Below are 26067 nucleotides of genomic sequence, written 5' to 3'. Positions count from 1 at the left end.
ATAGAAACAGGCGCAAAGGCTCCTCTTCAGTGACCTATCGCGATGTAAGGGGCCATATCATGAGTGTCAACGTCGCGCCCCGGAATGGCGCCGACAGGAAGGATTTTCTCGATGAAATACCGCATTTCCGCCACCGCAGCCCTGTTTTCGGTGGCAATCGGTGTGGCAGCACCCTCATTTGCCGAAGATATGACCGCAAACACCGTGGTTGCGCGTGTCAACGGAGTCGAAATCACCCTCGGCAACATCATTGCAGCGCGTCAATCCCTGCCGGATCAGTACCAGAGCCTGCCCGATGCACAGCTTTTTGATGGTATCGTGAACCAGATCGTGCAGCAGGAACTGCTGAAACAGTCCGCCGGCGACATCACCGACGCGCTGAAATACCAGCTCGCCAACGAGGAACGCGTTCTGATCGCGGGTCACGCTCTTGAAACCATCGCCGATGCCGCTGTGACCGACGAGGCGCTCAAGGCCGCCTACGACGCGAAATTCGCCGAATTCGAACCGGGCCGCGAATATCATGCGGCGCATATTCTCGTCGAAACCGAGGACGAGGCGAAAGCAATCATCGAAGAACTGAACAACGGCGCCGATTTCGCCGATCTCGCCCGCGAGAAATCCACCGGCCCGTCGGGTCCGAACGGTGGCGATCTCGGTTGGTTCGGCAAGGGCATGATGGTCGCGCCCTTCGAGGACGCCGTGGTGAACATGGAGGAAGGCGCGATTTCCGAACCGGTTCAGACCCAGTTCGGCTGGCACGTTATCAAATTGATGGAAACCCGACTGGCCGAAGTACCGCCGCTCGAGGACGTTCAGGACGAACTGACTGCCGATATTCAGGAACAGGCCATCCGCGCGAAACTCGACTCGCTCGAAACCGAGGGCGATGTGGAGATGGTCGAAGGCATTGAGCCCTCCGCCCTGCGGATGGACGATCTGCTCGCAAACTGACGTCACCTTTGAGGATCGCCGACCATGGCCAAGATTGATCACGTTTCTCCTCTTGCCCCGAAAGCGGGCTTTCCTGACCTGCCCGTGATCGAGGGGGTGCGTTTTGCCGCCCTCGAGGCCGGGGTGCGTTACGCCGGTCGGACCGATGTCATGCTGGCCGAACTGTGCGAGGGCACGGCCGTGGCCGGTGTCTTTACCCGCTCGACCACCCGCTCCGCCGCGGTGATCGACTGTCAGGACAAGATCGGTCTCGATCTTCCGGGCAAGGCGGCGATCCTCGTAAACTCCGGCAACTCCAATGCCTTCACCGGCAAGAGCGGCTTCGACTCGGTGGCGAAAATCACCGCCGCCGTCGCCGAAGAGATGGGGATCGAACAGAACCGCGTCTTTACCTCCTCGACCGGTGTGATCGGCGAGCCGATCAAATGGGAACGGATCACGGCGAAGATCAGCGATCTGAACGCCACCCTCGATGAAAACGCGATGGAAATGGCCGCGCGCGCGATCATGACCACCGACACCTTCCCCAAGGGCGCGACGCAAACCGTGTCGCTCAACGGTGTCGATGTCAAAATAGCGGGCTTTGCCAAAGGCTCCGGCATGATCGCGCCCGATATGGCAACCATGCTTTGCTATATCTTCACTGATGCCGCGATCACCCGTGACGTGCTGCAACAATGCCTCTGGCTCGACAATGCCAAGACCTTCAACTGCGTGACGGTCGATGGCGACACCTCGACCTCCGATACGGTTCTGGTGGCTGCAACGGGCAAATCCGGGATGGACCTGATCACCGATTTCGCCGATCCGCGCGTCCATGCCTTCCGCGAAGCTCTGCATGCCGTGATGAAGGATCTCGCGATCCAGATCGCCCGCGACGGCGAGGGCGCCACGAAACTTATCGAAGTGCAGGTCACGGGCGCCAATGCCAGCGGTCCGGCGCATCGCGTCGCCATGGCGATTGCCAATTCACCGCTGGTGAAAACCGCCGTGGCAGGTGAGGACCCAAACTGGGGTCGCATCGTCATGGCCGTCGGCAAATCCGGCGAACGCGCTGAACGCGATCGTCTGACCATCTGGTTCGGCGATATTCTGGTCGCGGAAAACGGCTGGGTCTCCCCCACCTATTCTGAAGAGGCCGGGGCCGCCTATATGAAGAATGACGAGATCGTCATTCGCGTCGATCTCGGTCTCGACAATGGGGCTGCGACGGTCTGGACCTGCGATCTCACCCATGGCTACATCACGATCAACGCGGATTATCGCTCGTGAAGCTGGTTCTTGTCTCTGCCGTGGCCCTCATTGATGTTGAGGGCCGCGTGCTTTTGGCGCAACGCCCCGAAGGTAAATCCCTGGCCGGGTTGTGGGAATTTCCGGGTGGCAAGGTTGAGCCGGGTGAAACGCCGGAAGCGGCCTTGGTGCGTGAATTGCACGAAGAGCTCGGGATTGAGACCTGGAATTCCTGCCTCGCCCCGCTGACTTTCGCCTCTCACAGCTACGACGATTTTCACCTGATGATGCCGCTGTTTGCCTGTCGCAAATGGAATGGAATTCCGACCCCCCGCGAAGGACAGGTGTTGAAATGGGCGAAAGCTTCGGAACTGCGCGATTACCCCATGCCGCCGGCTGATATTCCCCTGATTCCAATTCTTCGCGACCTACTTTGAATTGCTGCAAAGCAGAAAAGCCGTTTTCTTTCAAAAATCCACGAATTTGCACAACATTTATGCTTAATAGGGGCCATTGTCTTAAATTTGTAAATGATTTTGAACCACATATCATGTAAAACTCAGGTAACGTCATTCAACTTGGGGATAAAGCAATGATGCGTTCGATCACTCTTGGAAAGTACATTTCCGTTCAGGGTCGCTATGTTGGCGAAACCGACAACGGAAAAATTCAGGTGCGCGTCGGCGACAAGACTTTCGTCGGCAAGCCCGTGTCCTACACCAAGGCCGCCTGAACCCACCTTATTCAGGTACAGTTTCACAAAAAAGGCGCGCTCAACGAGCGCGCCTTTTGCTTTGGCCCCACGGAGCGGGATCGTCAACTCAGTCGAGCTGACGTTCCACTTCTTCGCGTTCGAAAATCTCGATGACATCGTTCGGACGGACATCATCGTAATTCTCAAAGGCCATCCCGCATTCCTGACCGGAAATAACCTCTTTGACCTCATCCTTGAAGCGCTTGAGCGTTTTCAGAGTGCCTTCGTGGATCACCACATCGTCGCGCAGCAGACGGACACCGGCGGAGCGACGTGCCACACCTTCGGTGACGAGACAACCGGCCACCTTGCCCACGCCAGAGACCTTGAAGACCTCTTTGATCTGCGCATAGCCGATGAAGTTTTCTCGGATCTCGGCGGACAGAAGACCGGAAGCGGCCGCTTTCACGTCATCCACGAGATCGTAGATCACGGAGTAATAGCGGATTTCCACGCCCTTCTGGTTCGCAGCATTGCGCGCGGGCGCATTGGCACGAACGTTGAAGCCGATGACCGGCGCGCCGGAGGCTTCGGCCAGACCGATGTCGGTTTCGGTGATCGCGCCCACACCATAGTGGAGCACGCGCACACGCACCTCGTCGTTGCCGATTTTTTCCATCGCCTGAACGATGGCTTCGGCAGAGCCTTGCACGTCGGCTTTGACCAGGATCGGCAGTTCCTTGACGTTCTCGTCCGCTTTGGCTTTCGCCAAAAGTTGATCGAGGGTCGTCGCGGCGCCGGCGGCAGCACGTTTGTCTTTCGCGGCCTGTTCCCGATATTCGGCGATCTCGCGGGCCTGTGCCTCGGTCTCAACAACGTTGAGCACGTCACCGGCTTCCGGCGTCCCGTTGAGACCCAGCACCTCGACCGGCACAGACGGACCGGCCTCATCGACACGGTCGCCCTTGTCGTTGACCAGCGCACGGACTTTACCCCATTGCTCACCCACAACGAAGATATCGCCACGTTTGAGCGTACCTTTCTGGATCAGAACGGTCGCAACCGGACCACGCCCCACGTCGAGCTGAGCTTCGATCACGGCACCTTCTGCGGCACGATCCGGGTTGGCTTTGAGCTCAAGAATTTCAGCCTGAAGCGCGATGGCTTCGAGCAGATTGTCGAGCCCCATGCCCGTTTTGGCAGACACTTCAACGTCCTGCACCTCACCAGACATTTCCTCCACGATCACCTCGTGTTGGAGAAGTTCGGTGCGCACTTTCAACGGGTCCGCTCCCGGCTTGTCGCATTTGTTGATCGCCACGATCATAGGCACATTCGCCGCTTTGGCGTGGGCAATCGCCTCGACCGTTTGCGGCATGACCGAGTCATCGGCCGCCACAACCAGAACCACGATGTCCGTCACCTGCGCCCCGCGGGAGCGCATGGAGGTAAAGGCGGCGTGGCCCGGCGTATCGAGGAAGGTCAACACAGAACCCGACTCCGTCGTCACCTGATAGGCGCCGATGTGCTGGGTAATCCCGCCCGCTTCGCCGGAGGTCACGTTGGCATGACGGATCGCATCGAGCAGGGAGGTCTTCCCGTGGTCGACGTGGCCCATGATGGTGATCACCGGCGGACGCGGTTTCAGATCTTCCGCCTTATCATCGACGGACTGGATCACATCCTCGACGTCGGCATCGGACACGCGTTGGATACGGTGACCGAATTCCTCGACGATCAGCTCGGCCGTGTCGGCGTCGATCGACTGGTTTTGCGTGACCATCATGCCCATTTTCATGAGCGATTTCACAACATCAGCCACGCGCTCGGCCATGCGGTTCGCCAGTTCGGAGACCACGATGGTTTCCGGAACCTGCACGTCACGCACGATTTTCTCGCGCGAATCCGCCCCACCCATCGCCTTCTGGCGCATACGTTCCTGTTTGCGCTTCATCGCGGCCATCGAGCGCTGACGCCCGCCTTCGCCACCGTCGAGCGCCTGTTTGATGGTCAACTTGCCGGAACGACGATTGTCGTCGCCTTTACTGCGCCCGCCCCGATCATCGGGCTCACGGGTTTCACGCCCACGCGCCGGGGTCGCAACGCGTCCGCCACGTTCCTGTTTCTGTATCGCAGCCTGCGCGGCAGCCGGATCATCCGTCTTCTCGGCAGGAGCAGCCGGTGCCGGTTTCTTAGCCGCGGATTTCGCCGCTGCTTCGCGTTTCTTGGCCTCTTCGGCCTCACGCGCCACACGGGCGTCCTCTTCTTCCTTGGCTTTCAGCGCGGCTTCACGCTCCGCCTCTTCGCGGGCCTTTTCCTCGATTTCACGACGACGACGCTCGCGCTCTTCTTCGCGGGCTTTCTCTTCTTCTTCGCGCTTTTTCGCCTCTTCGGCCTCTGCCGCTTTCGCAGCGGCAAGTGCCTTCATCCGGCGCTCCATTTCCACATCGGAAATGCCAGCCGGACGTTTCGACGGATCGCCCAACGCAGGGTTGCCCGAGCCCGACGACTTGGACGCACCCGGCTTCGGCACCACGACACGTTTGCGTTTGGTTTCCACCACGACATTCTTCGTACGCCCGTGCGAGAAGCTCTGCTTCACCGAACCGGAACCGCCACGAAGGCCGAGGGTTTTCTTGCCGTCTGTATCGCTCATTTCGTCGTCTTACCCTTCCCGGTGGAGCCCTCTCCACCGATTGTCTCGCGCACGCCCATAAGGCGGTTGGCATCCTCTACAACACGTTTTGCGAGTCCGCCACCTGAGAGCGCGCCATGTATCACACTTTCGCGGCCAAAAGCCAAACCCAATTCGGAACTGGTCAAATGCCCGAACCAACGCCCGCCTTCGGGCGTCCAAAGTTTGCCTTTTCCGCGTTCCGAGCCATCCGACGCCTGAAGCAGCACTTTCGCATGCCCGTCCGCCAGCCAGCTTTTAACCTTTTCAAATCCACAGACCGCCTGACCCGCCTTTCGCGCGAGTGAGATCAAATGCACCACCCGATCCCCCAAGCCCGCTTCCAGCAAGTCGACAAACCCGTCCGGCACAGTGACCGGCTGACGCGCGGCTTTTGCAAAGAGGTTTTTCTTCACAGCCTCTTCAAGAGCGGCACGATCTGCGCTCACCCAAAAGCCCCGGCCCGGCAGTTTCTCGGCCAGATCGGGAACGATGAGCCCGTCAGGCGCCACAACGAACCGGATGAGACCACGCCGCGGCTCTGCCTCGCGCGTGACGATGCAACGCCGCTCCGCCTCATCTTTAACTGTCGTGTGTCCGCCTCTGCTCATCGCTCACCTTTTCATAAACGAGGCCCGATCAGGCCTCGCTCTCCTCTTCGGTTTCCTCAACCTCTTCCTCGGATTCGAGATCGGCCGGGTCCACCCAGCCAAGCTGAATGCGCGCGGTCATCACAAGATTCTGAGCTTCTTCGAGGGAAACGTCGAACTTTTCGAGGACACCATCGTCCTTGACGCGCTCGCCGTTCACCGTGGTCCAGCCACCGGCCAGCTCCCAGTCGGCGCAGGTCGCGAAATCTTCAAGCGACTTCACGCCATCCTCGGCCAATGCCTCAATCATCTGGGGTGTCAGGCCGTCGAAATCAACCAGGCTGTCTTCCACGCCCAACTCGCGGGCATGTTCCATCGCCTTACGGTTGGCTTCTTCGAGCACGTCACGGGCGCGGGCCTGAAGCTCGTTCGCGGTATCTTCGTCCACACCGTCGATCACCAGAAGCTCGTCAACGTCGACATAGGCGACCTCTTCGAGGTTGGTGAAGCCTTCGGACACCAGAAGCTGAGCGAAGAATTCATCCAGATCGAGGCTGTCCATGAAGAGCTGCGTGCGGGCCGCGAATTCTTTCTGACGACGCTCGGACTCTTCGGCTTCGGTCAGGATGTCGATGTCCAGACCCGTCAACTGAGACGCCAAACGCACGTTCTGACCGCGACGACCGATGGCCAGCGAAAGCTGCTCGTCCGGCACCACGACTTCGATTTTACCAGCATCCTCGTCGAGCACCACTTTCGTCACTTCGGCCGGTTGCAGCGCGTTGACGAGGAAGGTCGGCGCATCGTCATTCCACGGAATGATGTCGATTTTCTCGCCCTGAAGCTCGTTGACCACGGCCTGCACACGCGAACCGCGCATACCGACGCAGGCCCCGACCGGGTCGATGGAGTTGTCATAGGAAATCACGGCGATTTTCGCGCGCGAGCCCGGGTCGCGGGCCACGGCCTTGATCTCGATGATGCCATCGTAAATCTCCGGCACTTCCATCTTGAACAGCTCGGCCATGAATTCCGGTGCCGTGCGGGACAGGAACACCTGCGGCCCGCGCACTTCACGGCGCACGTCCTTGATGTAGCAGCGCACACGGTCGTTCGGGCGATAGGTCTCGCGGCCGATCTTCTCATTGCGACGCAGAATACCTTCGCCACGACCGATATCGACGATGACGTTGCCGTATTCTTCGCGTTTCACCACACCGTTGATGATGGTGCCCACACGATCCTTGAACTCGTCGTACTGACGATCACGCTCGGCTTCGCGCACTTTTTGCAGGATGACCTGTTTGGCGGATTGCGCGGCGATCCGGCCAAGCTCAACCGGCGGAACCTCGTCCTTGATCTCGTCGCCGATCTGCGGGTCGGCCAGGTATTGCTTGGCCTGCTCAACGGTCAGCTCGGCCTGGTAGTTCTCAAGCTCTTCATCTTCCACAACCGTGCGCACACGGGTGAACGTGGCGCGGCCGGTCTTGCGGTCGATGTGGACGCGGATATCCATCTCGGAGCCGTAGCGCGACTTCGCGGCACGGGCGAGGGACTCTTCCATCGCTTCGACCACGAGGTTCGGGTCGATCATCTTCTCGCGGGCCACGGCCTCGGCGGTTTGCAACAGCTCAAGCTGGTTTGCAGAGGTGATTGCCATATTCAGTCCTCTCTCAATCCTCTGAAGACCCGTCGTCGGTCTCGATGTCGTCAAATTGGGTTTCGTCGATTGCGCCGTCGGATTTCCGTTGGCGCAGCATTTCGCGGATCAGCTCGTCGGTCAGCACAAGTTTCGCGTCCGACAGCCAGTCGAAATTCAGACCGATGGTGACCTCTTCGCCAGTCTCATCGAGGGTGAGTAAAACCTCATCCCCTTCGACACCGGCCAGCACACCTTTGAAACGACGGCGGCCGTCGATCATCTCGGTCGTTTCGATCTTGGCCTCATAGCCCTCGAAGGTCGCAAAATCCTTCAGACGGGTCAGCGGGCGGTCGATCCCGGGGCTCGACACTTCGAGCGTATATTCATCTTCGATCGGGTCTTCGACGTCGAGAATAGCAGAAACCGCAGTGGAAATCTCGGCACATTCGTCAACTTCGATGCCGCCTTCGGGGCGCTCGGCCATGATTTGCAGCGTCTTCGATTTCGTCGAAGACATCAGACGCACGCGCACAAGCTCGAACCCCATCCCTTCGATGACGGGGCCGACGATTTCCGCCATCCGGCGGTCGATCGCGGTCTTGGCAATCAGTTCGGACATGTCTTGCCTTTCATATCCGGGGCTCTCGACATGAGAGCACAAAAAAACGGGCGCGCGGCCCGTCGATCTTTCCCGGTGGAGCTTCGGGAACTCCCGACAGCGCCGCTGTTGGAGGGGTCTATACGCGCCCCGCAACGAATCTGCAAGCCCTGATCAACGCGCCAGCCGATCCATCGTCATCACGAGCGCCTCGGTGATCCCCGGTTCCGACAGGGCATGCCCCGCCTGCCCGACCATGATGAGCCGCGATCTCGGCCAGGCTTTGTGCAGCTCATAGGCTGTCTCCGGCGGGCAAATCATATCGAACCGCCCCTGCACAATGGTGCCCGGCACCTCCGCGATCCGGTCGACATTGCGCAAAAGCTGGCCGTCGTGATCGAGAAAGGCCTTGTTGATAAAGTAATGGTTTTCGATCCGGGCAAAGGTCCGGGCGTATTCCGGCCCCGGATCCCCCACAACGCCATCGGACCCCAGAGACGCCAGAGCGTTTTCCCAACGCGACCAGATCCGGCCATAGGTGACCTCCTGCCGGTGGTCGCCGCTAAAGAGGCGCCGGTGATAGGCGGTTATGAGATCGCCCCGCTCCTCTTCCGGGATGGCGTCACGAAATTCCGCCCAGTGATCGGGCCAGAATCGCCCAGCGCCCCCGGCATAGAACCAGTCGAGTTCACTTTTGCGTGCAAGGAAGACCCCGCGCAGCACCAGATGGATCACGCGCTCCGGGTGCGTCTCCGCATAGGCGACACCCAGGGTGGCCCCCCAGCTTCCGCCGAAGACCATCCAGCGCTCGATGCCCAGCGCCTCACGAATACGCTCAATATCGGCGACGAGATGCCAGGTCGTGTTGGCCTCGACCGAGGCAAAAGGCCGGGATTTCCCGCAGCCACGCTGATCGAACAGAATGATGCGATAGAGCGCCGGATCGAAATAGCGCCGCATATAGGGGCTACACCCGCCACCGGGACCGCCATGCAAAACCACCACCGGAATCCCCATGGGATTGCCGCTTTGCTCGACATAAAGCTTGTGCCCGTCGCCGACATCCAGCATGCGGTGGTCATAGACCGCGATTTGCGGGTAGAGATAGCTATATGCGCTGTTTTGGCCTGAGACCTTGTCCATGGGTGTCCTATATAGAGCGGGTCCAAGCGGATGTCCCGACGCAGCGAGTTGAACATGAAGGAGGCGATCATGCAAACCACCATTGACCCGGATGAGGTCGCGAAATTCGAGGCCATGGCCGCCGAATGGTGGGACCCGTCTGGCAAGTTCAAGCCTTTGCACATGATGAACCCGGTTCGGCTCGATTATATCACCACACAAATTGCCGCAGAGTTCGGTCGTGATTTGTCCGCCGACAAACCGTTTGAGGGCTTGCGTCTCCTCGACATCGGCTGTGGTGGCGGGCTTTTGTCCGAACCGATGGCGCGTCTTGGCGCGACCGTGGTGGGCGCGGATGCCGCGGAACGCAATATTCCGGTGGCACAGGTCCATGCCGAACAATCCGGGCTCGACATCGACTACCGCAACACCACCGCCGAGGCGCTTGTCGATGCCGACGAACAGTTTGATGTCGTGCTGAACATGGAAGTAGTCGAACACGTCGCCGACCCGCTCGCCTATCTCACCGCCTGTCAGATGCTGCTCAAACCGGGCGGTCTGATGCTGTGTTCGACCCTGAATCGCAATCCGAAAAGCTACGCGATGGCGATTTTCGGGGCTGAGGTCGTCATGCGTTGGCTGCCCAAAGGCACGCATGAATGGAAGAAATTCATCACACCCGATGAACTGGTCGATCTGATTGCGAAAGCGGGTCTTGAACCCGTTGATCGCAAGGGGTTCGTCTTCAACCCGATCCTGTGGAAATGGTCGCTCTCGGCGCGTGATCTTTCAGTCAATTACGTGACGGCCTCGATCAAGAAATAGTCCCTATTTCGGCGTTTTAGACGCAGAGACCACACGTTCGACCGACACAAACCCCGCGCGCTCATAGAGGCGCGCGGCGGTGGTGCCCTCCTCCGCCACAATCACCTGACGCGCATTCGGGAACCGTTTCGCGGCAAAGGCTCTGACTTCGCCGAGCAACACCGCACAAAGCCCCCGGCGCCGGTGGCTCTCGCGGGTTTCAACGGATTGGTAACGCACCAAATCCGGCGACCAGACAAGCCCCATATCGGCCACAAGCAAGTCCTCTTCGAAAAGCCCGAACCATCCCCCTCGTCCGGCCTCGCTTAGGTCCCGCCTGCGAGCGAAGCTCTTTGCGATATAACTTTCGGCTGCGTTCGGGTCTATTCCGTCGCCGATCATACCTGAGAGTTGCAGCGCGATAACGGTCTGCCAATCTGCATCGCTGACAATCTCACGAAAGGAAATCCCGCCAGGCAAACCCGGACGCACCGCTTCACCTCCGACGAGCGTCACGCCGGTTTCGAGATCATAGCCATGGGCCTCGAAGACAGAGGAAAACGGCGTCAGATCGGCATCGTGGACATCCCAAAACAGCACAGAAAACGGTGCGCCTGGATTGTCTTTTTGAGCGAGGGCGATTTGCGCCTCGGCTTCGGTGTCGTCCGTCGGAAGAGCCTTGAAAATCGTCCGGTTGCCAAACCAGAAATCCGGCTGCGCAGGGGTCCGTTGCACGAACCGGTCCGCATAGTCCGTCCACTCGGATTGCGCGCCCATGACAAGCAAATCCGTCGACAATTCGAGCGCCTTAGGACCCATCATCTTCTAGCCGGATCCTCATTTCCCGCAGGACAGGCAAAGCGGCCTTGACTCGCTCCGTGCCAATCGCCTCAACGATATCCGACAGGATCGGGGCAATGGCCGCCAGTGCCGCATCGCGCGCGGCCTTCCCGGCAGGCGAAATCGAAACGAATTTGCGCCGCGCATCGTCCCAATCGGGCCGGACGTGGATATATCCCGCCCATTCCAGTTTGTTGATCGTGTTGGTCATCGCACCTCGGGTGACATGAAACGCACGAGCCAACTGCGCCGGGGAACGTTCATCCCCTAGACGCGCAAGGTGATTGAGCAGGGAGAAATGGCTGATCTCCATGCCTTTCGGCAAGGCTTTGGTCAGCCGGTTTCGCGCCAACTGATCGGCCATGAAAATCTCGGAAAACAGCGCGACCGAGAGGGCGTCGTTGTTGGAAGACCCGCTCATACCTCGACCTTGAACTCCCGATCATGCAGCAATGCCGGAATGCGTTTGCGTGCCTTGGCAACCTCGGCAAGTTCGATGTCAACAAGACCCCAACCCGGATCAATTCCGCCATCAAAGATCACCTCACCCCAAGGCGAGACCGCCAGAGAATGCCCGTAGGTGCGGCGGTTTACATCGACTTTTTCTTTGTGATGCCCGGTCTGGGCAGGTGCGAGCACAAAGCACCCGGTTTCAATCGCACGGGCACGCAGCAGGCTATGCCAATGCGCCTCGCCCGTGACCGCCGTAAAAGCTGCGGGCTGCGTGATGATGTCGGCTCCGGCTTTCGCCAGCGCACGGTGCAGATGCGGAAAGCGCAGGTCGTAACAGATGGTCATACCGATCTTGGCAAAGGGCGTCGTCGCCACAACGGCCCTTTCGCCGGGACGATACCCATCGGATTCGCAATAGCGTTCGGTCGCACTCACATCCACGTCAAACATATGGATTTTGTCATAGCGCGCGGCAATTTCCCCATCGGGCGAAATCAGGAAAGACCGGTTGGCAAAACGCCCGTCTGGGTCACCCGTTTTCAACCCGATCGAGCCAATCAAGACCCAAATCCCGCGCAAATGCGCCGTTTCGCGCAATGCAGCCAGCGTCGGATCATCTGCCTCGTGATAGAGCACGTCTTTCTGATGCGCGCGCGAGGAGGAGACACAATTCGTCACCTCCGGCGTCATCACGATTTCGGCCCCCGCATCGGCAGCGGCGTTCACAAAGCCCTGCGTGATCGGCAGGTTGGCGAGCGGATCGTCGCTCGAATTCAGGGTGACGAGGCCGACGCGGAGCATGGATCAGCCGGCCAGAAGCGGATCGAGTTTGCCCGCACGCTCCAGCGCATGGAGATCGTCACAACCGCCGACATGGGTATCGCCGATGAAAATCTGCGGCACGGTATGGCTGCCCGGCGCGCGTTGCATCATTTCCTGACGCAGAGCGGGATTCGCCATAACGTCGATATCGGTATATTCGACGCCTTTGCTGTCAAGCAGCCGTTTGGCCGCAATGCAATAGGGACAGATCGGAGTCGTATAGAGGGTCACGGGTTGCATGGGAGGAAATCCTTTTGTCTTGCGGCGACTATAAGGATTTACGTCTCTCTGTCCACGCGTGCCAGTACGGCAACGTTGACCGAAGCCGCACCCGCCTTGCGACAGGCCTGTGCACATTCGCCCAAGGTTGCGCCCGTTGTCAGAACATCGTCGATCAACAGAACAGGCCGCCCCTTGATCCGCTCCACATGTGCACTGTTGATTCGAATGGTACCCGCCACTGTATCGCGCCGCTGTTCTGCCGTCATGCCATCAAGCTTGCGCGTGGCCGACGGCCGTTTCAACAGGTCCGGAATATAGTCCAACCGATGGAGTTTCGCGACTCTGTGCCCCAAAAGCGCCGACTGATTGTAGCGCCGTCGAAACAGACGAAACCAATGCAGCGGCACGGGCGCCACGACCGTATCCGATTTGATCAGCGGCTCAGCCGCATCTGCCAGCCAGCTCCCCATCGGATGCGCCAAATCGGTGCGGTCGCCATGTTTAAACCGCAACACCATGGACCGCGCATTTCCGCCATAGAGCATCACCGCCCGTCCGCGATCCCAGGCCTTGGGATGACTCCGGCAATCGTCACACAGATCGCCCTCTTCCGCGTCGCCCACCAAAGGCCGACCGCAACAATCGCAAATGTGATCCACGATGAACGGTGTATCCGACCAGCATTTCGGGCAAAGGCCACGTTCCGCTTCGATCATTTCGTCGCAGGTCAGGCATTGTGCCGGATAGATCAGTTTGGCCAGTCTTTGCATTTCCCATCCGACTACCTAAATTGTCGCCCGCAGACCAATCATCAGGACGAAACCCATGTCTCAGCCCCCTCTTCTCGTCGATCGGGATCAACTTGCCCGGAACCGGCAACGCGCGATGCACATGGGAGGCGATTTTTTCCTGCATGAAGAGGCCCGCTTCGAAATCCAAGATCGGCTGGATATGGTTAACAAATCGTTTACATCTCCCGCCGTGATCACGGGTTTTCCCGAATTGTGGGCCGAATACTTTCCCGAGGCCAAGGTTGTCCCCGATGACGATATCCTGTCCCTTGAAGAAGGTGTGCATGACCTGGTGATCCACGCCATGAGCCTGCATTGGGCGAATGATCCGGTCGGGCAACTCATTCAGTGCAACCGCGCGTTGCAACCGGACGGGCTCATGATCGCCGCATTTTTCGGCGACCAGACCCTCAACGAGTTGCGCGCCTGTCTCGGTCAGGCGGAAACCATGGTAAGCGGCGGGCTGTCTCCGCGCGTTCTTCCGATGGGGGAGCTCCGCGATCTGGGCGCCTTGCTGCAACGTGCCTCCTTTGCGCTTCCCGTGGCAGACAAGACGGTGCGCAAAGTGAGCTACCCGTCCCTGTCGCGCATGGTCGAGGACCTGCGTGCGATGGGTGAGGGCAATGCTCTCAACGGCCGTCTCAGAACGCCGAGCCCGGCACGGCTCTTCAAGACAGCCGAACAACTCTACAAAGATCACTTTTCCGAAGACGGGCGACTGATCACGACGTTCGACATGGTGTTTCTCACCGGCTGGGCCCCGGACGAGAGCCAACCCAAACCCCTGATGCCCGGTTCCGCGAGGATGCGGCTGGCCGATGCGCTTCACACCGAAGAATTCAAGTTGCCCGAAGGCTCCGCTTGACCCGCCCCCGAACCGACCTAAGCCTAGAACGAACAAAAATCAGGAAGATCACATGGGACTCATGAAGCCTTCGCGGCTCAACACCAATGCACCGGATGCCACCTGCCCGATGCATGCACCGAAAGACCATCCGAAAGTGCCAAAGGAAAAGATCGGCGTGCTGCTTGCCAATCTCGGAACCCCGGACGCCACGGACTATTGGTCGATGCGACGCTATCTGGGTGAGTTCCTGTCGGACAAGCGGGTGATCGACTATCCTTGGTGGAAATGGCAGCCGATTCTGCAAGGTATCGTTCTGACCTTCCGCCCCTCGAAATCCGGAGCCGCCTATAGATCGATCTGGAACAACGAAGCGGATGAAAGCCCGCTGATGACGATCACCAAAGAGCAGACCGCCGCAATCAAATCCGCGCTTTCTGCGGAATATGGCGACCGGGTGATGGTCGATTTCTGCATGCGCTATGGCAACCCTTCGACTCAGTCGAAAGTCGAAAAAATGGTGGCCGAGGGGTGCACCAAAATTCTGTTCTTCCCGCTCTATCCGCAATATGCCGGGGCGACGACGGCGACCGCGAACGATCAGTTTTTCCGCGCCTTGATGGAAGAGAACTGGCAGCCCGCGTCCCGCACGGTTGCGCCCTATTTTGACGATCCGGCCTATATCGAAGCGCTCGCGCAATCCGTCGAGCGTGCTTATGCGGCGGCGGAGCGCAAACCCGACATCCTGATTTGCTCCTATCACGGACTCCCGGAGCGCTACCTGAAAGAAGGCGGCGACCCCTATCATTGCCAATGCCAGAAAACGACTCGCCTGCTGAAAGAGCGTCTCGGATGGGATAACACGCAGATCATGACAACGTTTCAGTCGAAATTCGGCCCTGAAGAATGGCTTCAGCCCTATACGGTTGAAGAAGTTGCGCGACAGGCGGAGAAGGGCAACAAAAGCATTGCTGTCTGCGCCCCGGCGTTTTCCGCCGATTGCATCGAGACGCTTGAAGAGATCAACGAAGAGATCAAGGAGAGCTTTGAACACGCGGGCGGAGAAGAGTTTCTCTATATCCCCTGCCTCAACGCGGACCCGCTGCACATCAGCGCGCTGGTCGGTCAGATCCGAAAGAACCTTGCCGGCTGGGTGTAATCCCCCCGGCGCATGCTCCAGACAAATGAAAAGGGCGGTTCAAAAGAACCGCCCTTTCAATTCTGTGTTGTCTGGCGACAATTAGTCGGCAGCAACAGCAGCAGCCACGAGAGCCAGGATCAGAAGCGGCACAACGTAGCCACCAGCGGACGAAGAAGAGGTTTCTTCGACAACAACCGGAGCTTCGATGACCGGCTCAGAGTAGCCGCCAGCGAAAGAAGCGGTGCCAGCCAGAGCGAAAACGGCAGCAACAGCGAGTTTTTTCATAGTCAATCCTCCTTGAACCCCACGACAGAGGGCAGGTTTGTTTCACACAATCAGCTATATGAACCAATCGTGAGCAAAATCAATCGCTCCTTTGATCCTGCCATATTTTCCGGCTTCTTGTCGTCAAATTAGCAACACTTGCGTGCCGACCTTGGCGAGTTGAAACAGCTCCGCGATGTGTTCGTTGTACAAACCGATGCACCCGTTCGAAGACCGACGCCCGATCTTGCGCGTGTCATGAGTGCCGTGAATACGGTAAAATTGCCAACTCAGATAAAGCGCATGGGTGCCCAGCGGGTTGTTCGGACCGGGTCCGACAAAATCCGGCCATTCGGGGTTGCGGATCTTCATCGACGGCGTCGGCGCCCAGCTCGGTCCCTCGACCTTACGGATCACCTCAGTCCGGCCGCGCCGCGTCAGATCCTCGCTCAGCGGCACTGAGGTCGGATAGAGTTTATAGACACTCTGATCCTCGCTCCAGAAATGCAGCGCCCGAGAGGTCGTATCCACGAGGATCGCCCCATTGTGCAGATTGCTGAAATAGGGGTGCCAATCTAGCGAGCGAAAGCTCGAAATGTTGCGGCGCACGACGGTGGAGAGATCGTTCTCCATCTCCGTCGTCCCTTCCGACTGCGCAAGCGCAGGCGTACTCAACAGGGCGACACTCCCGGCCACGAAACTGCGCCGGGAAAACTTGAAAACGGGGGCTTTACTCATGGGACTTCGCCATTTCGTGATGTGATCTTGATCGACATGCGTTATATGGCGCGTTTGTCGCAGTCGCAAATCAAACAATCGTTCATGGCGGAAAGCCGCGAACAAGATTTGATCCCGGCGAACAAAGCGATTAACTCATGCCAATCATCTTGGCCAAAAATCCCGGCCGGTAAAGTTCATGGAGTATCCGGAATGTCGCGCATCGTCGCCATCCTCATGTTGGCCCTAGTCGGCCTGACCGCTTGTGAAACACCGACCGAACGTCTTGGCCCTGATGGCAAGCCCCTGCCCCGCGTTTATCGCGTCAACGCCAAGGACGAGGCAACGATTCAGTATCGCATGCTCGACTCGATCAACGCCCTGCGTTCCGCCGCCGGCCAACGACCTGTGCAACTCAACGCCAACCTGAACGCCGCCGCTGCGACTCATTCGCGCGACATGCACGTCCAGAACCGCCCCTGGCATTTCGGGTCCGACGGCTCCTCGCCGCTCGATCGCGTGACACGCTCGGGCTACACCGGACTGATGCTTGGCGAGAATATTTCCGAGACCTACGAGACCGAACTTGAGACCCTCTCCGCCTGGATGGAACAGCCGGACACGCGCGACGTCATCCTCGACAGCCGCGCGACCGATATCGGTTTTGCCTGGTATCAAGAGGACAGTGGCAAGCTCTGGTGGACCCTGCTGATTGGCGCGCAGGCCGGACAGACCTACGCCGCCAACTAAGGCCTAACACCCAGGTATTTATGGAAAAATATCTACCTGGGTGCCATTCTGCACCATCATGTAGATTTTCTCGATATGGCGATCCTTGACGGCGATGCATCCCGCCGTCCAGTCCTTGCCCTTGCCACGATTCTCACCGGCGCGGCCGTGGATGAAGATATCGCCCCCCGGACGCCGCCCCATCGCCTGAGCGTAAGCGGCATCGTCAGCATTCGGGTAAGAAATCCCAAGAGACAAGTGATAGGCCGAATTCGGATTGCGGCGGTTGATAATGTAACTACCTTCCGGCGTCTTACCGTCGCCTTCGAATTGTTTCGGACCAATAGGATTGCCACCCAACCCAATTTTATATTCCTGCACCACCTCGTCGCCATGCAGAAGATAGAGCTTACGACGCTCTTTGTAGACCACCACGCGGGTGATTTCCGGTCCCGCATAAGGCTTCAAATCGCGCGCAAACGCCGCTTTGGAAAAGGTCAGCACGGAAATCGCTGACGCAAGGAAAACCCGCCGTTTCATGATCACTACCCGATCTTTGTTTTTCCTCTCCATACACCGGAACGGCAAATCCCGCCAAATCATTTTCGCGGGTCAAGCACGCCGAAAACTGGCGGCAATTTCAACATGGGTCGACCAGCGGAACTGATCCACGGGTACGATCCATTCTAATTCAAACCCAGCTTCGATGAGGTGTTTGGCGTCACGCGCAAAGGTAATCGCATTGCAGGACACGAATCCCACGCGCGTCAGATTGCTTTTGGCAATCTCCGCGCATTGCGCCTGCGCTCCTGCCCGCGGCGGGTCGATCACCGCCGCATCGAATCGGTTCAACTCATCGCTGCGCACAGGTTGACGAAACAGGTCCCGCGTCTCGGCGGACACGCGTTTGAGTCCCTGCGCCTGGCGCCAACCTTTCATCAAAGCTTCGAGCATATCGGACACACCTTCGACCGCATGCACCTCGGCGAGTTCCGCCAAAGGCAGGGAAAAGGTACCGCAACCGGCAAAAAGATCGATAACACGTTCCGCATCGCCAACCGCCCGTCGCATCAGTGCCACCAGAGCAGCCTGCCCTTCAGCGGTCGCCTGCAAAAAGGCGCCCGGTGTCGGCACAACATGAGCTTTGCCAAACCTCAGAAACGGCAGCGCCTCCCCGGCAAGATCTTCGCCATTCCACGACAAGCGAGACAGGCTCACATCCCGCACAAATTGCCCCAATTCGAACCTCATATCGAGATCGAGCGGTTTTCCGTTTTGAACCGAAACATCCAGCCCGCTCTCAGAAGCAATCACGGTCATGTCCATCTCTGCCCGCCGCGAGGCACCCAGCTCGACCAACCGTTCCAGATCACTGTAATGCGCCATGATCTCAGGCACCATCAGGATGCAATCCGGCACCGGAACCAGACTGTCGGAGGCACGGGCGTGAAGTCCGAGCATCACCCCCTTCTTCGTCCGTCGTCCATGAAACACCGCACGTCGTCGGCTTTGTGGCGGTGAGGTCAAAATCGGCTCTAACCCTGCGGAAATTCCCTGATGTCGCAGAGCGGAGGCGACAAAATCACTTTTCCACTGCGCCACGAAATCATCAGACGCATGTTGCAGGGCACAGCCACCACAGGCCTTGGCATGCCGACACGCGGGTTTCACTCGGTCAGGCGACGGCGTAACGATTCTGGCGGCTGCAATGCGTCCATCGACAGGCTCCCCCTCGACCACTTCCCCCGGCAATGCGTTCGGAACGAAGATGCCGTCTGCCGTGATACCGTCGCCTTTATGGCCCAACCGCTGAATTTCGTACTCCATCAGCCCCTCTCCACACGTCGCAGCAGCTCTTCTTTCGAAAGCTGAAAACCGCTGTCGATCCAATCCTGCTCAAGCCGCTTCAAAGCCCCGCCCAACTCTCTTCCCGACAGAAAAGCCATCAGATCTCTGGCAGACATCGGCAATTTCGCCTCAACACCTTTGCGAATGTCGTCTGAAATCCGGTCTGGCACAGGTTGCTCCAAAAATGCCGCCCGCAGGGTCATCGCCCCTCGCGCAATCATCTCGCCCTCACGATAGGCAATCTCAGCGGCAGGTCGCATCCCAAGGGCCGCATCACGCAGCGTCTGGTAATACCCCATCTGAGCCTTTGACAGACGCAAAAGCGCCGCAACATCGAATTCGCCCAAGGCTGCAAGACGCAGAATTGGATCGGGCGTCTGCTCCAGAGAGGTCAGGATAAAAAACGCTTTCGTCGAAGCCCCCGGCAAGAGGGCATTCAACACACCTGTCTGATCCATCGCGCCCAGCGCCCGCTCGGGGGCCATGGCAGATAGAAGCTTGATCATCTCATGCCCAATCCGCTCACGGGACAGGCGTGCAAGACCGTCGATATGTGTGGCACAAGCGGCAAGACCTTCAGGGTCGAGCCCCGCCTCGTCGTCACCATACCAGGCATGAAATCTGAAAAAACGCAGGATTCGCAAGTAATCCTCACGAATCCGCTGCACCGGATCGTCAATGAACCGCACCCGTCGCGCCCGAAGATCCGAAAGCCCGCCAAGCGGATCGACGATGCTGCCATCCGCCTTGGCATAAAGCGCATTCATCGTGAAATCGCGCCGACGCGCATCCTCCTTTATCGTCTCGGCAAAGGCGATGACCGCACGTCGCCCGTCGGTCTCAACATCCTTACGGAATGTCGTAATCTCGAAAGGCTCGCCCTCAACCACAACGGTGATCGTGCCGTGATCTATGCCGGTCGGAATGGCCTTGAACCCAAAGGTTTCGGCCAGCTCAACAGTGCGTTCCGGTCGCACGGACGTGGCAATATCGAGATCGCTAACCGGCACACCCAACAGGCTGTTACGCACACAGCCCCCCACGAAATAGGCTTCTTCGCCCGCCTTGGAAAACATCGACATGACGCGTTGCGCCGGGCCGCTTTCGATCCAGTCTGCCGTGAGTTTCATGATCCGCTCACCCGGTCCGCAAGAACCCGCAAGATCCGCGCCGTGGCCCCCCAAATGTAATAGGGTCCATATGGCACGGTATAGAAGGAACGCATCTGGCCCCGCCAGCGTCGGGACTGGATGGAAAAATTCTGCGGATTGAGTACATGGCTCAGCGGAACATCGAAGACCTCAGACACCTCGCCTTCCTCGGCAACCGGCGTGAAATCTTCTCTGATCCAGCCCAAAACCGGAAACATTTCGAACTGCGTCACTGTTTCATGGGTCGGAAGTCCGCCCAGAACCTCCACCAGAGAGCGCGGCAGACCGATCTCTTCCGTGGCTTCGCGCAGGGCGGCGTCTGTGGGGTCACGATCGGTGGCATCGACACGCCCCCCGGGAAACGCGATTTGCCCGGGATGATGTTTCAAGGCCGAAGAGCGCTTGGTCAGGATCAGCCGCAGACCCTGAGGCGTTTCCCGGATCGGGACAAGCACCCCCGCAGGGCGTAGTTTCGTCGTCACAGCCGGGCGCAAATCCCGGTTCAGATCGAAATCTGAAGAAGGTGTCCCCGAATCGCTCAACAGCGCCTTGAGGGCGTCCCGATCAATCGGCATCACCATCGGGGCTTTCCTCCGCCTCGAACCCGACCGTTTTCGGGTCGAGCACATAATGCGCACCGCAGAACTGACAATCCGCTGTGACCTCACCGTCGTCGGTGGTCATACGTGCAATATCCTTGGTCGAATAAATCGACAGGCTTTGGCGCACCTTCTCCTCCGAACAATTACAGCCGAAATGCACCGGCTGCGGATCGAACACGCGGGGGCGTTCCTCGTGGAACAGGCGCACGAGCAATTCCGTCGGCTGCACATGCGGGCCGATCAACTCCATATCCTCGACCGTATCAAGCAGGATATTGGCGCGGTTCCAGTCCTCGAAATCGTCATCGTTCAGGATATCGACCGCCTGCAAAAGACCGTCGCCATCCTCATTGCCCTGCGCCGCGAAAGGCGAAGCTTTCGGCATTTTCTGGAGCATGATGCCCCCGGCACGCCAATGCTCCTCACCGCCGGGCAGCAGCGAGGTGCCAAAAGTTGTCGCGAACCGCGTCGGCAATTGCTCAGACTGCGCGAAATAGGTCTCTGCGCAGGCAGAGAGAGAACCGCCGGAAATCGGCGTAATCCCCTGATACGGCACCATACCCTTCCCTTGGTCAATCAGGATCGCGAAATAGCCTTTGCCGATCTGGGAAAACGGATCGACCCGCGGCATAAGACGGTTGGCATCGAAAGAGGCATAAGCCCGGATGCGAGCAGGCTCCCCTTCGGCTGTAGGCGCATAGTAATCGGTCGCGATCAAGCGCGCCGGACCATCGCCACGCACTTGCAAGGACAGCTTCCAGCGTAACTTCATCGTCTGACCGATCATCGCGGTCAGAAGCGCCATTTCCGCCACCAGTGCTTCGATTTCATGTGGGTAGGCATGCTGCGCAAGAATGCGGTTCAACACGCCATCGAGACGCGCCACGCGCCCACGAATGTCCGAGGCGTCAAGTTGGAAAGGCAGGACCGTATCGTCCCAGGCAATTTTCGATCCGAGCATTTGTGCTTCCCCTCAGGTTCGGCGCTGGAATATCCTGTTCATATAGGCGGAACAACCACCGAAGAAAGGCAAGGCAGATATGCGGCGATACGGGAAACCCAAACTTGAGGGGCAATCTTACCGTGCGCGTCCCGGGGCCTATGCCATCTTGCCAAGAGGCGGACGGCTGCTTTTGACCTATCAGGCGGGCATCCACAATGAATTTCAACTGCCCGGCGGTGGCATCGACCCGGGCGAAAGTCCGGTGACCGCTCTGCACCGCGAAGTCTTCGAAGAAACAGGTTGGCGGATTGCAAAACCTCGCTTTCTCGGCGCCTTCCGACGGTTTGTCTTCATGCCAGAATACGATCTCTGGGCCGAAAAAATTTGTCACATTTATCGGGCACATCCGGTTCGAAAACTCGCCGAGCCGCCCGAAGAAGACCATTCGGTGCATTGGGTAAGCCCGGAACAGGGGATGATCAGCCTTGGAAATCCCGGCGACAGAGCCTTTCTTCAACGCGTATTCTGAGCGGAATACTCCAGCAAAATGGCCGAGATATCGTCCGGGAAATCCTTGTCCTTATTGTAATCGTTGAGATCCCACAGAAAAGTATCGAAAAAGGCGTTTCCAGACTCCTGGGCCACTTTACGGCACATCTCCGCAAGCCCCTCTTCCCCAAGCATTCCCTCCTCGCCATCGGGACACTCCGTGACCCCATCGGAGAAAATAAGGATGCGCTCACCCGGCCCGAGGGTCAGACGCACATCTTCATATGGTGCATTCGGGATCAGGCCGACCGGCATGCCCCCATCCCCAAAAAAGCTCACGGTCCCGTCTTTCGATTGAAATACCGGGTTCGGATGACCGCATTGCGCCATGACGAACTCCCCACTCATCCGATCGAAATGCCCCAGAATCATCGTGAAATAGAGATCCGTTTCCATCTCTTCGAGCATCAGCCGGTTGAGAGTCGCCGCCACCTCTGATGGGTTGGCAGGGTAGAAACCGCCTTGCGGATCGCTGCGGATCGCAAGGTTCTGTTCCGGCGTGGAGCCCGTAAGATAGGCCGCAAGCCGCGCGGTCATCAACGCAGAGGCGATGCCATGTCCCGACACGTCGAGTGCAAAAATGCCGAACTGACGCTCGTTGATCGGAAAGAAACCGACGAGATCGCCACCGACATGCCCGCAGGGGCGCAGCAGCAATGACACCTGCGCCGTCTGGAAATCGTGGAAACGCTCGCGTACGAGCGACTGTTGCATCTTCCGGGCCTCGACCAGATCGCGGTCGAGCGAGTCGTAGAGCGCCGAGATTTCCGTCAGCGTAGAGCTGACCAGACGGTTCTTTTCCGTCAGCTCCCGCTCCATCCGCAAGATGCGCTCTCCGGCACGAATCCGCGCCAAAAGCTCATCTCCGGCCACGGGTTTGGTCAGGAAATCATCCGCGCCAACATCGAGTCCCTGAGCCACCTCCGCCTTGTCGGATTTCGAGGTCAACAGAATGAAATAGCCATAATGTGCGCGGTCGAGTTGCCGAAAAGCCTGACAAAACTCCAGACCGTTCATCCCCGGCATCATCCAATCGGAGACCACGAGATCAATCGGCTCACGCCGACAGATCGCTATCGCTTCCTCACCCGAAGCCGCCTCGAACACCGCATACCCCCAGCGCCCGAGATAAGAGGACAGGATACGCCGTTGCGCCCGCGAATCGTCCACGACCAGAACGTTGTTCACAACCCCGCGTTCAGGCACGGCCTGCAAATATGTGTTATTTTCCTGAGCGATGAGCAAAACGAAGTATCCTGACCTGTGACGTGTTCCACTCATCCTGACCCAGTCGATTTAATGTCGCCTTAAATCTAAAATTTTCAGGAAAATCAGGCTCTCGCTTACATTTGCGTAATCTTATTGCCCTCTTATCGACCACAGACAGGAGGCTGCCATGATTGACTGGAACCGGGTTGCGGAATTGCGGGACGAAGTAGGTGCAGAGGATTTTCGTGAGGTCGTGGACCTGTTTCTCGAAGAGGTCGACGAAGCCATCGCGCGCATGCAATCCATGCCCGACACAGCATCCCTTGAGCAAGATCTCCATTTTCTCAAAGGCAGTTCGCTCAACCTCGGATTCGCCGCCTTTTCCGCGCTGTGCCGGGACGGCGAAAGGGCGGCGCGCGAGGGGCGCTCCGAGGTCATCAATATGATCGAAATCTTCGAAAGTTACGCTCGATCGCGCTCCGAATTTGTCAGCAGGGCCGTCGCCTGAGCCGCTGTCTATAGCACGAATTCCGCAAGATCCCGGTCATTGGTGATGTCGCGATAGACCAGCCCCGCTCCGTTCATTTTCTCGAACAAATGTGCAAAATTCGCCGGATTGTCGGTTTCGATCCCGATCAGGACCGACCCGAAATTTCGCGCGGATTTTTTCAGATATTCGAAGCGAGCAATGTCATCGTTCGGCCCCAGCATATCTAGAAAATCGCGCAAGGCACCGGGGCGCTGCGGCATGCGCAGGATGAAGTATTTCTTGAGTTCCCGGAATCGCTGTGCCCGTTCCTTGACCTCCGGCAAGCGTTCGAAATCGAAATTGCCGCCGGATGTCACACACAGCACGCGTTTGCCGTGTACCGCATCGCGGATGTCCTGAAGTGCGTCGATCGACAAGGCACCTGCGGGTTCCAAAACGATTCCCTCGACATTCAGCATGTCGAGCATGGTCGAACAGATACGATCCTCTGGGCAGGCGAGAATGTGATCGCGAGGAATGTCCTTCAAAATTTCAAACGGCAGCATTCCAATCCGCGCCACGGCAGCGCCATCGACGAAACTGTCGACATCGCTCAGGGTCACCGGTTCACCAGCCGCAACCGCAGCATCAAGCGAGCGCCCGCCCATCGGCTCGACAAAATAAACCTCGGCGGAAGGCGCCACCTCCCGCAGGTAGGACAGCACTCCGGCCGAAAGCCCGCCGCCGCCCACAGGCAGAACCACCACATCCGGCACCATCTGGGACATGAACTCAACGGCCACGGTCGCCTGCCCCTCGATCACATCCATGTCGTCGAAAGGTGCAAGAAAATGCCCACCCTGCTCGGCGCAATAGCTCTGCGCAGCCTCCAGCGTGTTGTCGAAATAGTCGCCAACCAGACGGATCTCGATATTTTCACCGCCAAAGACCTTGGTCTTGTCGATCTTCTGCTGCGGCGTCGTAACCGGCATGAAGATCACCCCTTTGACCCCGAATTGCCGACAGGCAAAGGCAACGCCCTGCGCATGGTTCCCCGCAGAGGCGCAGACGAAAAGCCCAATGTTGGGGTCTTTGTCCCGCGCTTTCATCATCGCATTCCATGCCCCGCGCAGCTTGTAGGAGCGCACCGGAGTCAGATCCTCGCGCTTGAGCCAGACATCGCAATCGTAGATTTTCGAAAGATGGTCGTTGCGCAGGCATGGCGTGGGCGCGAACAGACGCCGGACCAACGTTTCCGCAGCGCGCGCGCGTTTGGTGAAAGGACCCGGTTCAGTCATGAAGTTCTCCCCGCATGGCCAGTTCATAAATCGACGACAACAGGCTCACGTTGACCATCAGCAAAAACCACCCGGCCAGCAATTCGTAAAGCAAGCCCAACAAACCGCCTCCGAACAGCGATCCCATGAGCTGAATCACAATGAACAGCGCGATAGACAGGATCACAGCCTGAAAGATCACAGCGGAATGCGGTTTCGTGGCCTGCCAAGCCTGCACAAATGAGATTTTCTGCCCCAGCGCAACCGCGGGCAGGGTCGGGGAAACCCTAAAAAACACAAACACGGCAGGCAATGCGATCAGCACCACGACGAACAGCCCGCCCAAGGCCTGCACCAAAACGTTCCCGAAGAGCCCAACCAGCACGCCGCCCAGAACACCAACCGACAGACCGATCAGCAAGCCGATGACGATCGACAGGATCAGATAACCCCAGATGCGGGATCCGCTCCAGGAGGGAAAGGCCGAGGTTGGGCGTTTGCCTTCCAACGCATAAAGATGCCACTCCACCGCGATCCAACAGGATCCTACCGCCATCACGGCATTCGACAGGAGAATGAGCCAAAGACCGCTGCCGGACACCGCTGCCGGATCGCCTGAGGTCAGCCCCTCCATATCGACGGAGCCAAAGGCGAGAATCTGGACGATCAGGATGCCGATCCAGATCAATCCTGACACCGCCAGCGCTTCGTCCAGATGGCGAATGACCCGTAAAACCGCGTTTTGGAATAGAATGAAACCCGTCATGACGACCTTTCTCAGAGCTTATGACCGCAGGTTTAGTGCTTTTGCCGGGGGAGCTAAAGCAATCTTGGGCGTAATCCTTGCTCTTGCCCCAAAAAACCGATAATCGCGCCTGCGAACTCCGA

30 protein-coding genes are annotated in these 26067 nt (G+C 58.4%); 10 read left to right on the top strand and 20 right to left on the bottom strand.

Features of this window, described 5'->3' with window-relative positions:
• Positions 1-111: 111 nt before the first annotated feature.
• The 4 genes from V1475_RS04505 to V1475_RS04490 all read left to right on the top strand — a co-directional run bounded on the left by V1475_RS04505 (position 112) and on the right by V1475_RS04490 (position 2917).
• Positions 112-954, top strand: a complete 843-nt coding sequence (locus V1475_RS04505) for a peptidylprolyl isomerase (protein WP_434289712.1) — start codon at positions 112-114, stop codon at positions 952-954.
• A gap of 24 nt (positions 955-978) precedes the next feature.
• A complete protein-coding gene (argJ, locus tag V1475_RS04500; RefSeq protein ID WP_479411801.1) occupies positions 979-2226 on the top strand; it encodes a bifunctional glutamate N-acetyltransferase/amino-acid acetyltransferase ArgJ in 1248 nt (415 codons plus the stop codon).
• Positions 2223-2621, top strand: a complete 399-nt coding sequence (gene mutT, locus V1475_RS04495) for an 8-oxo-dGTP diphosphatase MutT (protein WP_434289714.1) — start codon at positions 2223-2225, stop codon at positions 2619-2621. Before argJ ends, mutT begins: the two co-directional genes overlap by 4 nt.
• A 155-nt stretch (positions 2622-2776) precedes the next feature.
• Entirely contained in the window at positions 2777-2917 is a 141-nt protein-coding gene (locus tag V1475_RS04490; RefSeq protein ID WP_096806137.1) for a hypothetical protein, read from the top strand.
• Between the two features lie 88 nt (positions 2918-3005).
• Here the strand turns inward: V1475_RS04490 and infB are convergent, their stop codons facing one another.
• The 5 genes from infB to pip form a co-directional block, all read right to left on the bottom strand.
• Positions 3006-5534, bottom strand: a complete 2529-nt coding sequence (infB, locus tag V1475_RS04485; RefSeq protein WP_479411800.1) for a translation initiation factor IF-2 — start codon at positions 5532-5534, stop codon at positions 3006-3008.
• Complete coding sequence (locus V1475_RS04480; protein ID WP_479411799.1) at positions 5531-6163, bottom strand: RNA-binding protein; 633 nt, start codon at positions 6161-6163, stop codon at positions 5531-5533. Before V1475_RS04480 ends, infB begins: the two co-directional genes overlap by 4 nt.
• 28 nt (positions 6164-6191) lie before the next feature.
• Positions 6192-7802, bottom strand: coding sequence for a transcription termination factor NusA (gene nusA, locus V1475_RS04475; RefSeq protein ID WP_479411798.1), 1611 nt, complete (start codon positions 7800-7802; stop codon positions 6192-6194).
• Between the two features lie 13 nt (positions 7803-7815).
• A complete protein-coding gene (gene rimP / locus V1475_RS04470; RefSeq protein WP_479411797.1) occupies positions 7816-8403 on the bottom strand; it encodes a ribosome maturation factor RimP in 588 nt (195 codons plus the stop codon).
• Positions 8404-8556: 153 nt separating this feature from the next.
• Positions 8557-9525 (bottom strand): prolyl aminopeptidase, encoded by a 969-nt coding sequence (gene pip / locus V1475_RS04465; protein WP_479411796.1) that lies wholly within the window; start codon positions 9523-9525, stop codon positions 8557-8559.
• 69 nt (positions 9526-9594) lie between these two features.
• Between pip and ubiG the strand changes: the two genes are divergently transcribed.
• Positions 9595-10329 carry a bifunctional 2-polyprenyl-6-hydroxyphenol methylase/3-demethylubiquinol 3-O-methyltransferase UbiG gene (gene ubiG / locus V1475_RS04460; RefSeq protein WP_479411795.1) on the top strand — a complete coding sequence of 245 codons (735 nt, stop codon included), beginning with the start codon at positions 9595-9597 and terminating at the stop codon, positions 10327-10329.
• 3 nt (positions 10330-10332) lie between these two features.
• On the opposite strand, the gene V1475_RS04455 is transcribed toward ubiG, so the two are convergent.
• Genes V1475_RS04455 through V1475_RS04435 form a run of 5 tightly spaced genes read right to left on the bottom strand, consistent with a single transcriptional unit; the run spans position 10333 to position 13415 of the window.
• Positions 10333-11130 (bottom strand): GNAT family N-acetyltransferase, encoded by a 798-nt coding sequence (locus V1475_RS04455; protein WP_479411794.1) that lies wholly within the window; start codon positions 11128-11130, stop codon positions 10333-10335.
• On the bottom strand, positions 11117-11569 hold the full coding sequence (locus V1475_RS04450; protein ID WP_479411793.1) for a MarR family winged helix-turn-helix transcriptional regulator: 453 nt from the start codon (positions 11567-11569) through the stop codon (positions 11117-11119). Before V1475_RS04450 ends, V1475_RS04455 begins: the two co-directional genes overlap by 14 nt.
• Positions 11566-12402: a carbon-nitrogen hydrolase family protein gene (locus V1475_RS04445; protein WP_479411792.1), complete on the bottom strand. Its 837-nt coding sequence runs from the start codon at positions 12400-12402 to the stop codon at positions 11566-11568. Before V1475_RS04445 ends, V1475_RS04450 begins: the two co-directional genes overlap by 4 nt.
• A gap of 3 nt (positions 12403-12405) precedes the next feature.
• Entirely contained in the window at positions 12406-12663 is a 258-nt protein-coding gene (grxC, locus tag V1475_RS04440) for a glutaredoxin 3 (RefSeq protein ID WP_479411791.1), read from the bottom strand.
• Between the two features lie 38 nt (positions 12664-12701).
• Positions 12702-13415: a double zinc ribbon domain-containing protein gene (locus V1475_RS04435; protein WP_479411790.1), complete on the bottom strand. Its 714-nt coding sequence runs from the start codon at positions 13413-13415 to the stop codon at positions 12702-12704.
• Between the two features lie 55 nt (positions 13416-13470).
• On the opposite strand from V1475_RS04435, the gene V1475_RS04430 reads away from it, so the two are divergent.
• A complete protein-coding gene (locus V1475_RS04430; protein WP_479411789.1) occupies positions 13471-14301 on the top strand; it encodes a methyltransferase domain-containing protein in 831 nt (276 codons plus the stop codon).
• 52 nt (positions 14302-14353) lie between these two features.
• The gene (hemH, locus tag V1475_RS04425; protein WP_479411788.1) at positions 14354-15439 is read left to right on the top strand and encodes a ferrochelatase; all 1086 of its coding nucleotides are present in this window, start codon (positions 14354-14356) and stop codon (positions 15437-15439) included.
• 81 nt (positions 15440-15520) lie between these two features.
• Here hemH and V1475_RS04420 read toward each other — a convergent pair whose 3' ends face one another.
• Together V1475_RS04420 and V1475_RS04415 are read right to left on the bottom strand one after the other, a co-directional pair.
• Positions 15521-15706, bottom strand: coding sequence for a hypothetical protein (locus V1475_RS04420; protein WP_066703401.1), 186 nt, complete (start codon positions 15704-15706; stop codon positions 15521-15523).
• Between the two features lie 123 nt (positions 15707-15829).
• Positions 15830-16423 carry a L,D-transpeptidase gene (locus V1475_RS04415; protein WP_434289728.1) on the bottom strand — a complete coding sequence of 198 codons (594 nt, stop codon included), beginning with the start codon at positions 16421-16423 and terminating at the stop codon, positions 15830-15832.
• Positions 16424-16615: 192 nt separating this feature from the next.
• Here V1475_RS04415 and dalA point away from each other — a divergent pair, with 192 nt between their 5' ends.
• Positions 16616-17152: a divisome-associated lipoprotein DalA gene (gene dalA / locus V1475_RS04410; RefSeq protein WP_434289729.1), complete on the top strand. Its 537-nt coding sequence runs from the start codon at positions 16616-16618 to the stop codon at positions 17150-17152.
• Between the two features lie 18 nt (positions 17153-17170).
• Here the strand turns inward: dalA and V1475_RS04405 are convergent, their stop codons facing one another.
• The 5 genes from V1475_RS04405 to hslO form a co-directional block, all read right to left on the bottom strand.
• Positions 17171-17671, bottom strand: coding sequence for a L,D-transpeptidase family protein (locus tag V1475_RS04405; protein WP_434289730.1), 501 nt, complete (start codon positions 17669-17671; stop codon positions 17171-17173).
• A gap of 72 nt (positions 17672-17743) precedes the next feature.
• On the bottom strand, positions 17744-18958 hold the full coding sequence (locus V1475_RS04400; protein ID WP_479411787.1) for a class I SAM-dependent RNA methyltransferase: 1215 nt from the start codon (positions 18956-18958) through the stop codon (positions 17744-17746).
• Complete coding sequence (locus V1475_RS04395; RefSeq protein WP_479411786.1) at positions 18958-20109, bottom strand: CCA tRNA nucleotidyltransferase; 1152 nt, start codon at positions 20107-20109, stop codon at positions 18958-18960. Before V1475_RS04395 ends, V1475_RS04400 begins: the two co-directional genes overlap by 1 nt.
• Positions 20106-20711 carry a CoA pyrophosphatase gene (locus V1475_RS04390; protein ID WP_479411785.1) on the bottom strand — a complete coding sequence of 202 codons (606 nt, stop codon included), beginning with the start codon at positions 20709-20711 and terminating at the stop codon, positions 20106-20108. Before V1475_RS04390 ends, V1475_RS04395 begins: the two co-directional genes overlap by 4 nt.
• Positions 20695-21693, bottom strand: coding sequence for an Hsp33 family molecular chaperone HslO (gene hslO / locus V1475_RS04385; protein ID WP_479411784.1), 999 nt, complete (start codon positions 21691-21693; stop codon positions 20695-20697). The genes V1475_RS04390 and hslO overlap by 17 nt, the downstream gene beginning before the upstream one ends.
• A 79-nt stretch (positions 21694-21772) precedes the next feature.
• On the opposite strand from hslO, the gene V1475_RS04380 reads away from it, so the two are divergent.
• Complete coding sequence (locus V1475_RS04380) at positions 21773-22204, top strand: NUDIX hydrolase (RefSeq protein WP_479411783.1); 432 nt, start codon at positions 21773-21775, stop codon at positions 22202-22204.
• Here the strand turns inward: V1475_RS04380 and V1475_RS04375 are convergent.
• Positions 22189-23412: a PP2C family protein-serine/threonine phosphatase gene (locus V1475_RS04375; protein WP_479411782.1), complete on the bottom strand. Its 1224-nt coding sequence runs from the start codon at positions 23410-23412 to the stop codon at positions 22189-22191. The genes V1475_RS04380 and V1475_RS04375 overlap by 16 nt on opposite strands.
• 208 nt (positions 23413-23620) lie before the next feature.
• Here V1475_RS04375 and V1475_RS04370 point away from each other — a divergent pair, with 208 nt between their 5' ends.
• Positions 23621-23941 (top strand): Hpt domain-containing protein, encoded by a 321-nt coding sequence (locus V1475_RS04370; RefSeq protein WP_479411781.1) that lies wholly within the window; start codon positions 23621-23623, stop codon positions 23939-23941.
• Positions 23942-23949: 8 nt separating this feature from the next.
• Here the strand turns inward: V1475_RS04370 and ilvA are convergent, their stop codons facing one another.
• Entirely contained in the window at positions 23950-25200 is a 1251-nt protein-coding gene (gene ilvA / locus V1475_RS04365; RefSeq protein ID WP_479411780.1) for a threonine ammonia-lyase IlvA, read from the bottom strand.
• Positions 25193-25945, bottom strand: a complete 753-nt coding sequence (locus V1475_RS04360; protein ID WP_479411779.1) for a hypothetical protein — start codon at positions 25943-25945, stop codon at positions 25193-25195. Before V1475_RS04360 ends, ilvA begins: the two co-directional genes overlap by 8 nt.
• Positions 25946-26067 lie beyond the last annotated feature (122 nt).

The sequence above is a fragment of the Celeribacter sp. SCSIO 80838 genome (genome assembly GCF_056498065.1).
The sequence above is the reverse complement of the archived record's forward strand: the minus strand, read 5'-3'. Positions and strand labels throughout refer to the sequence as shown.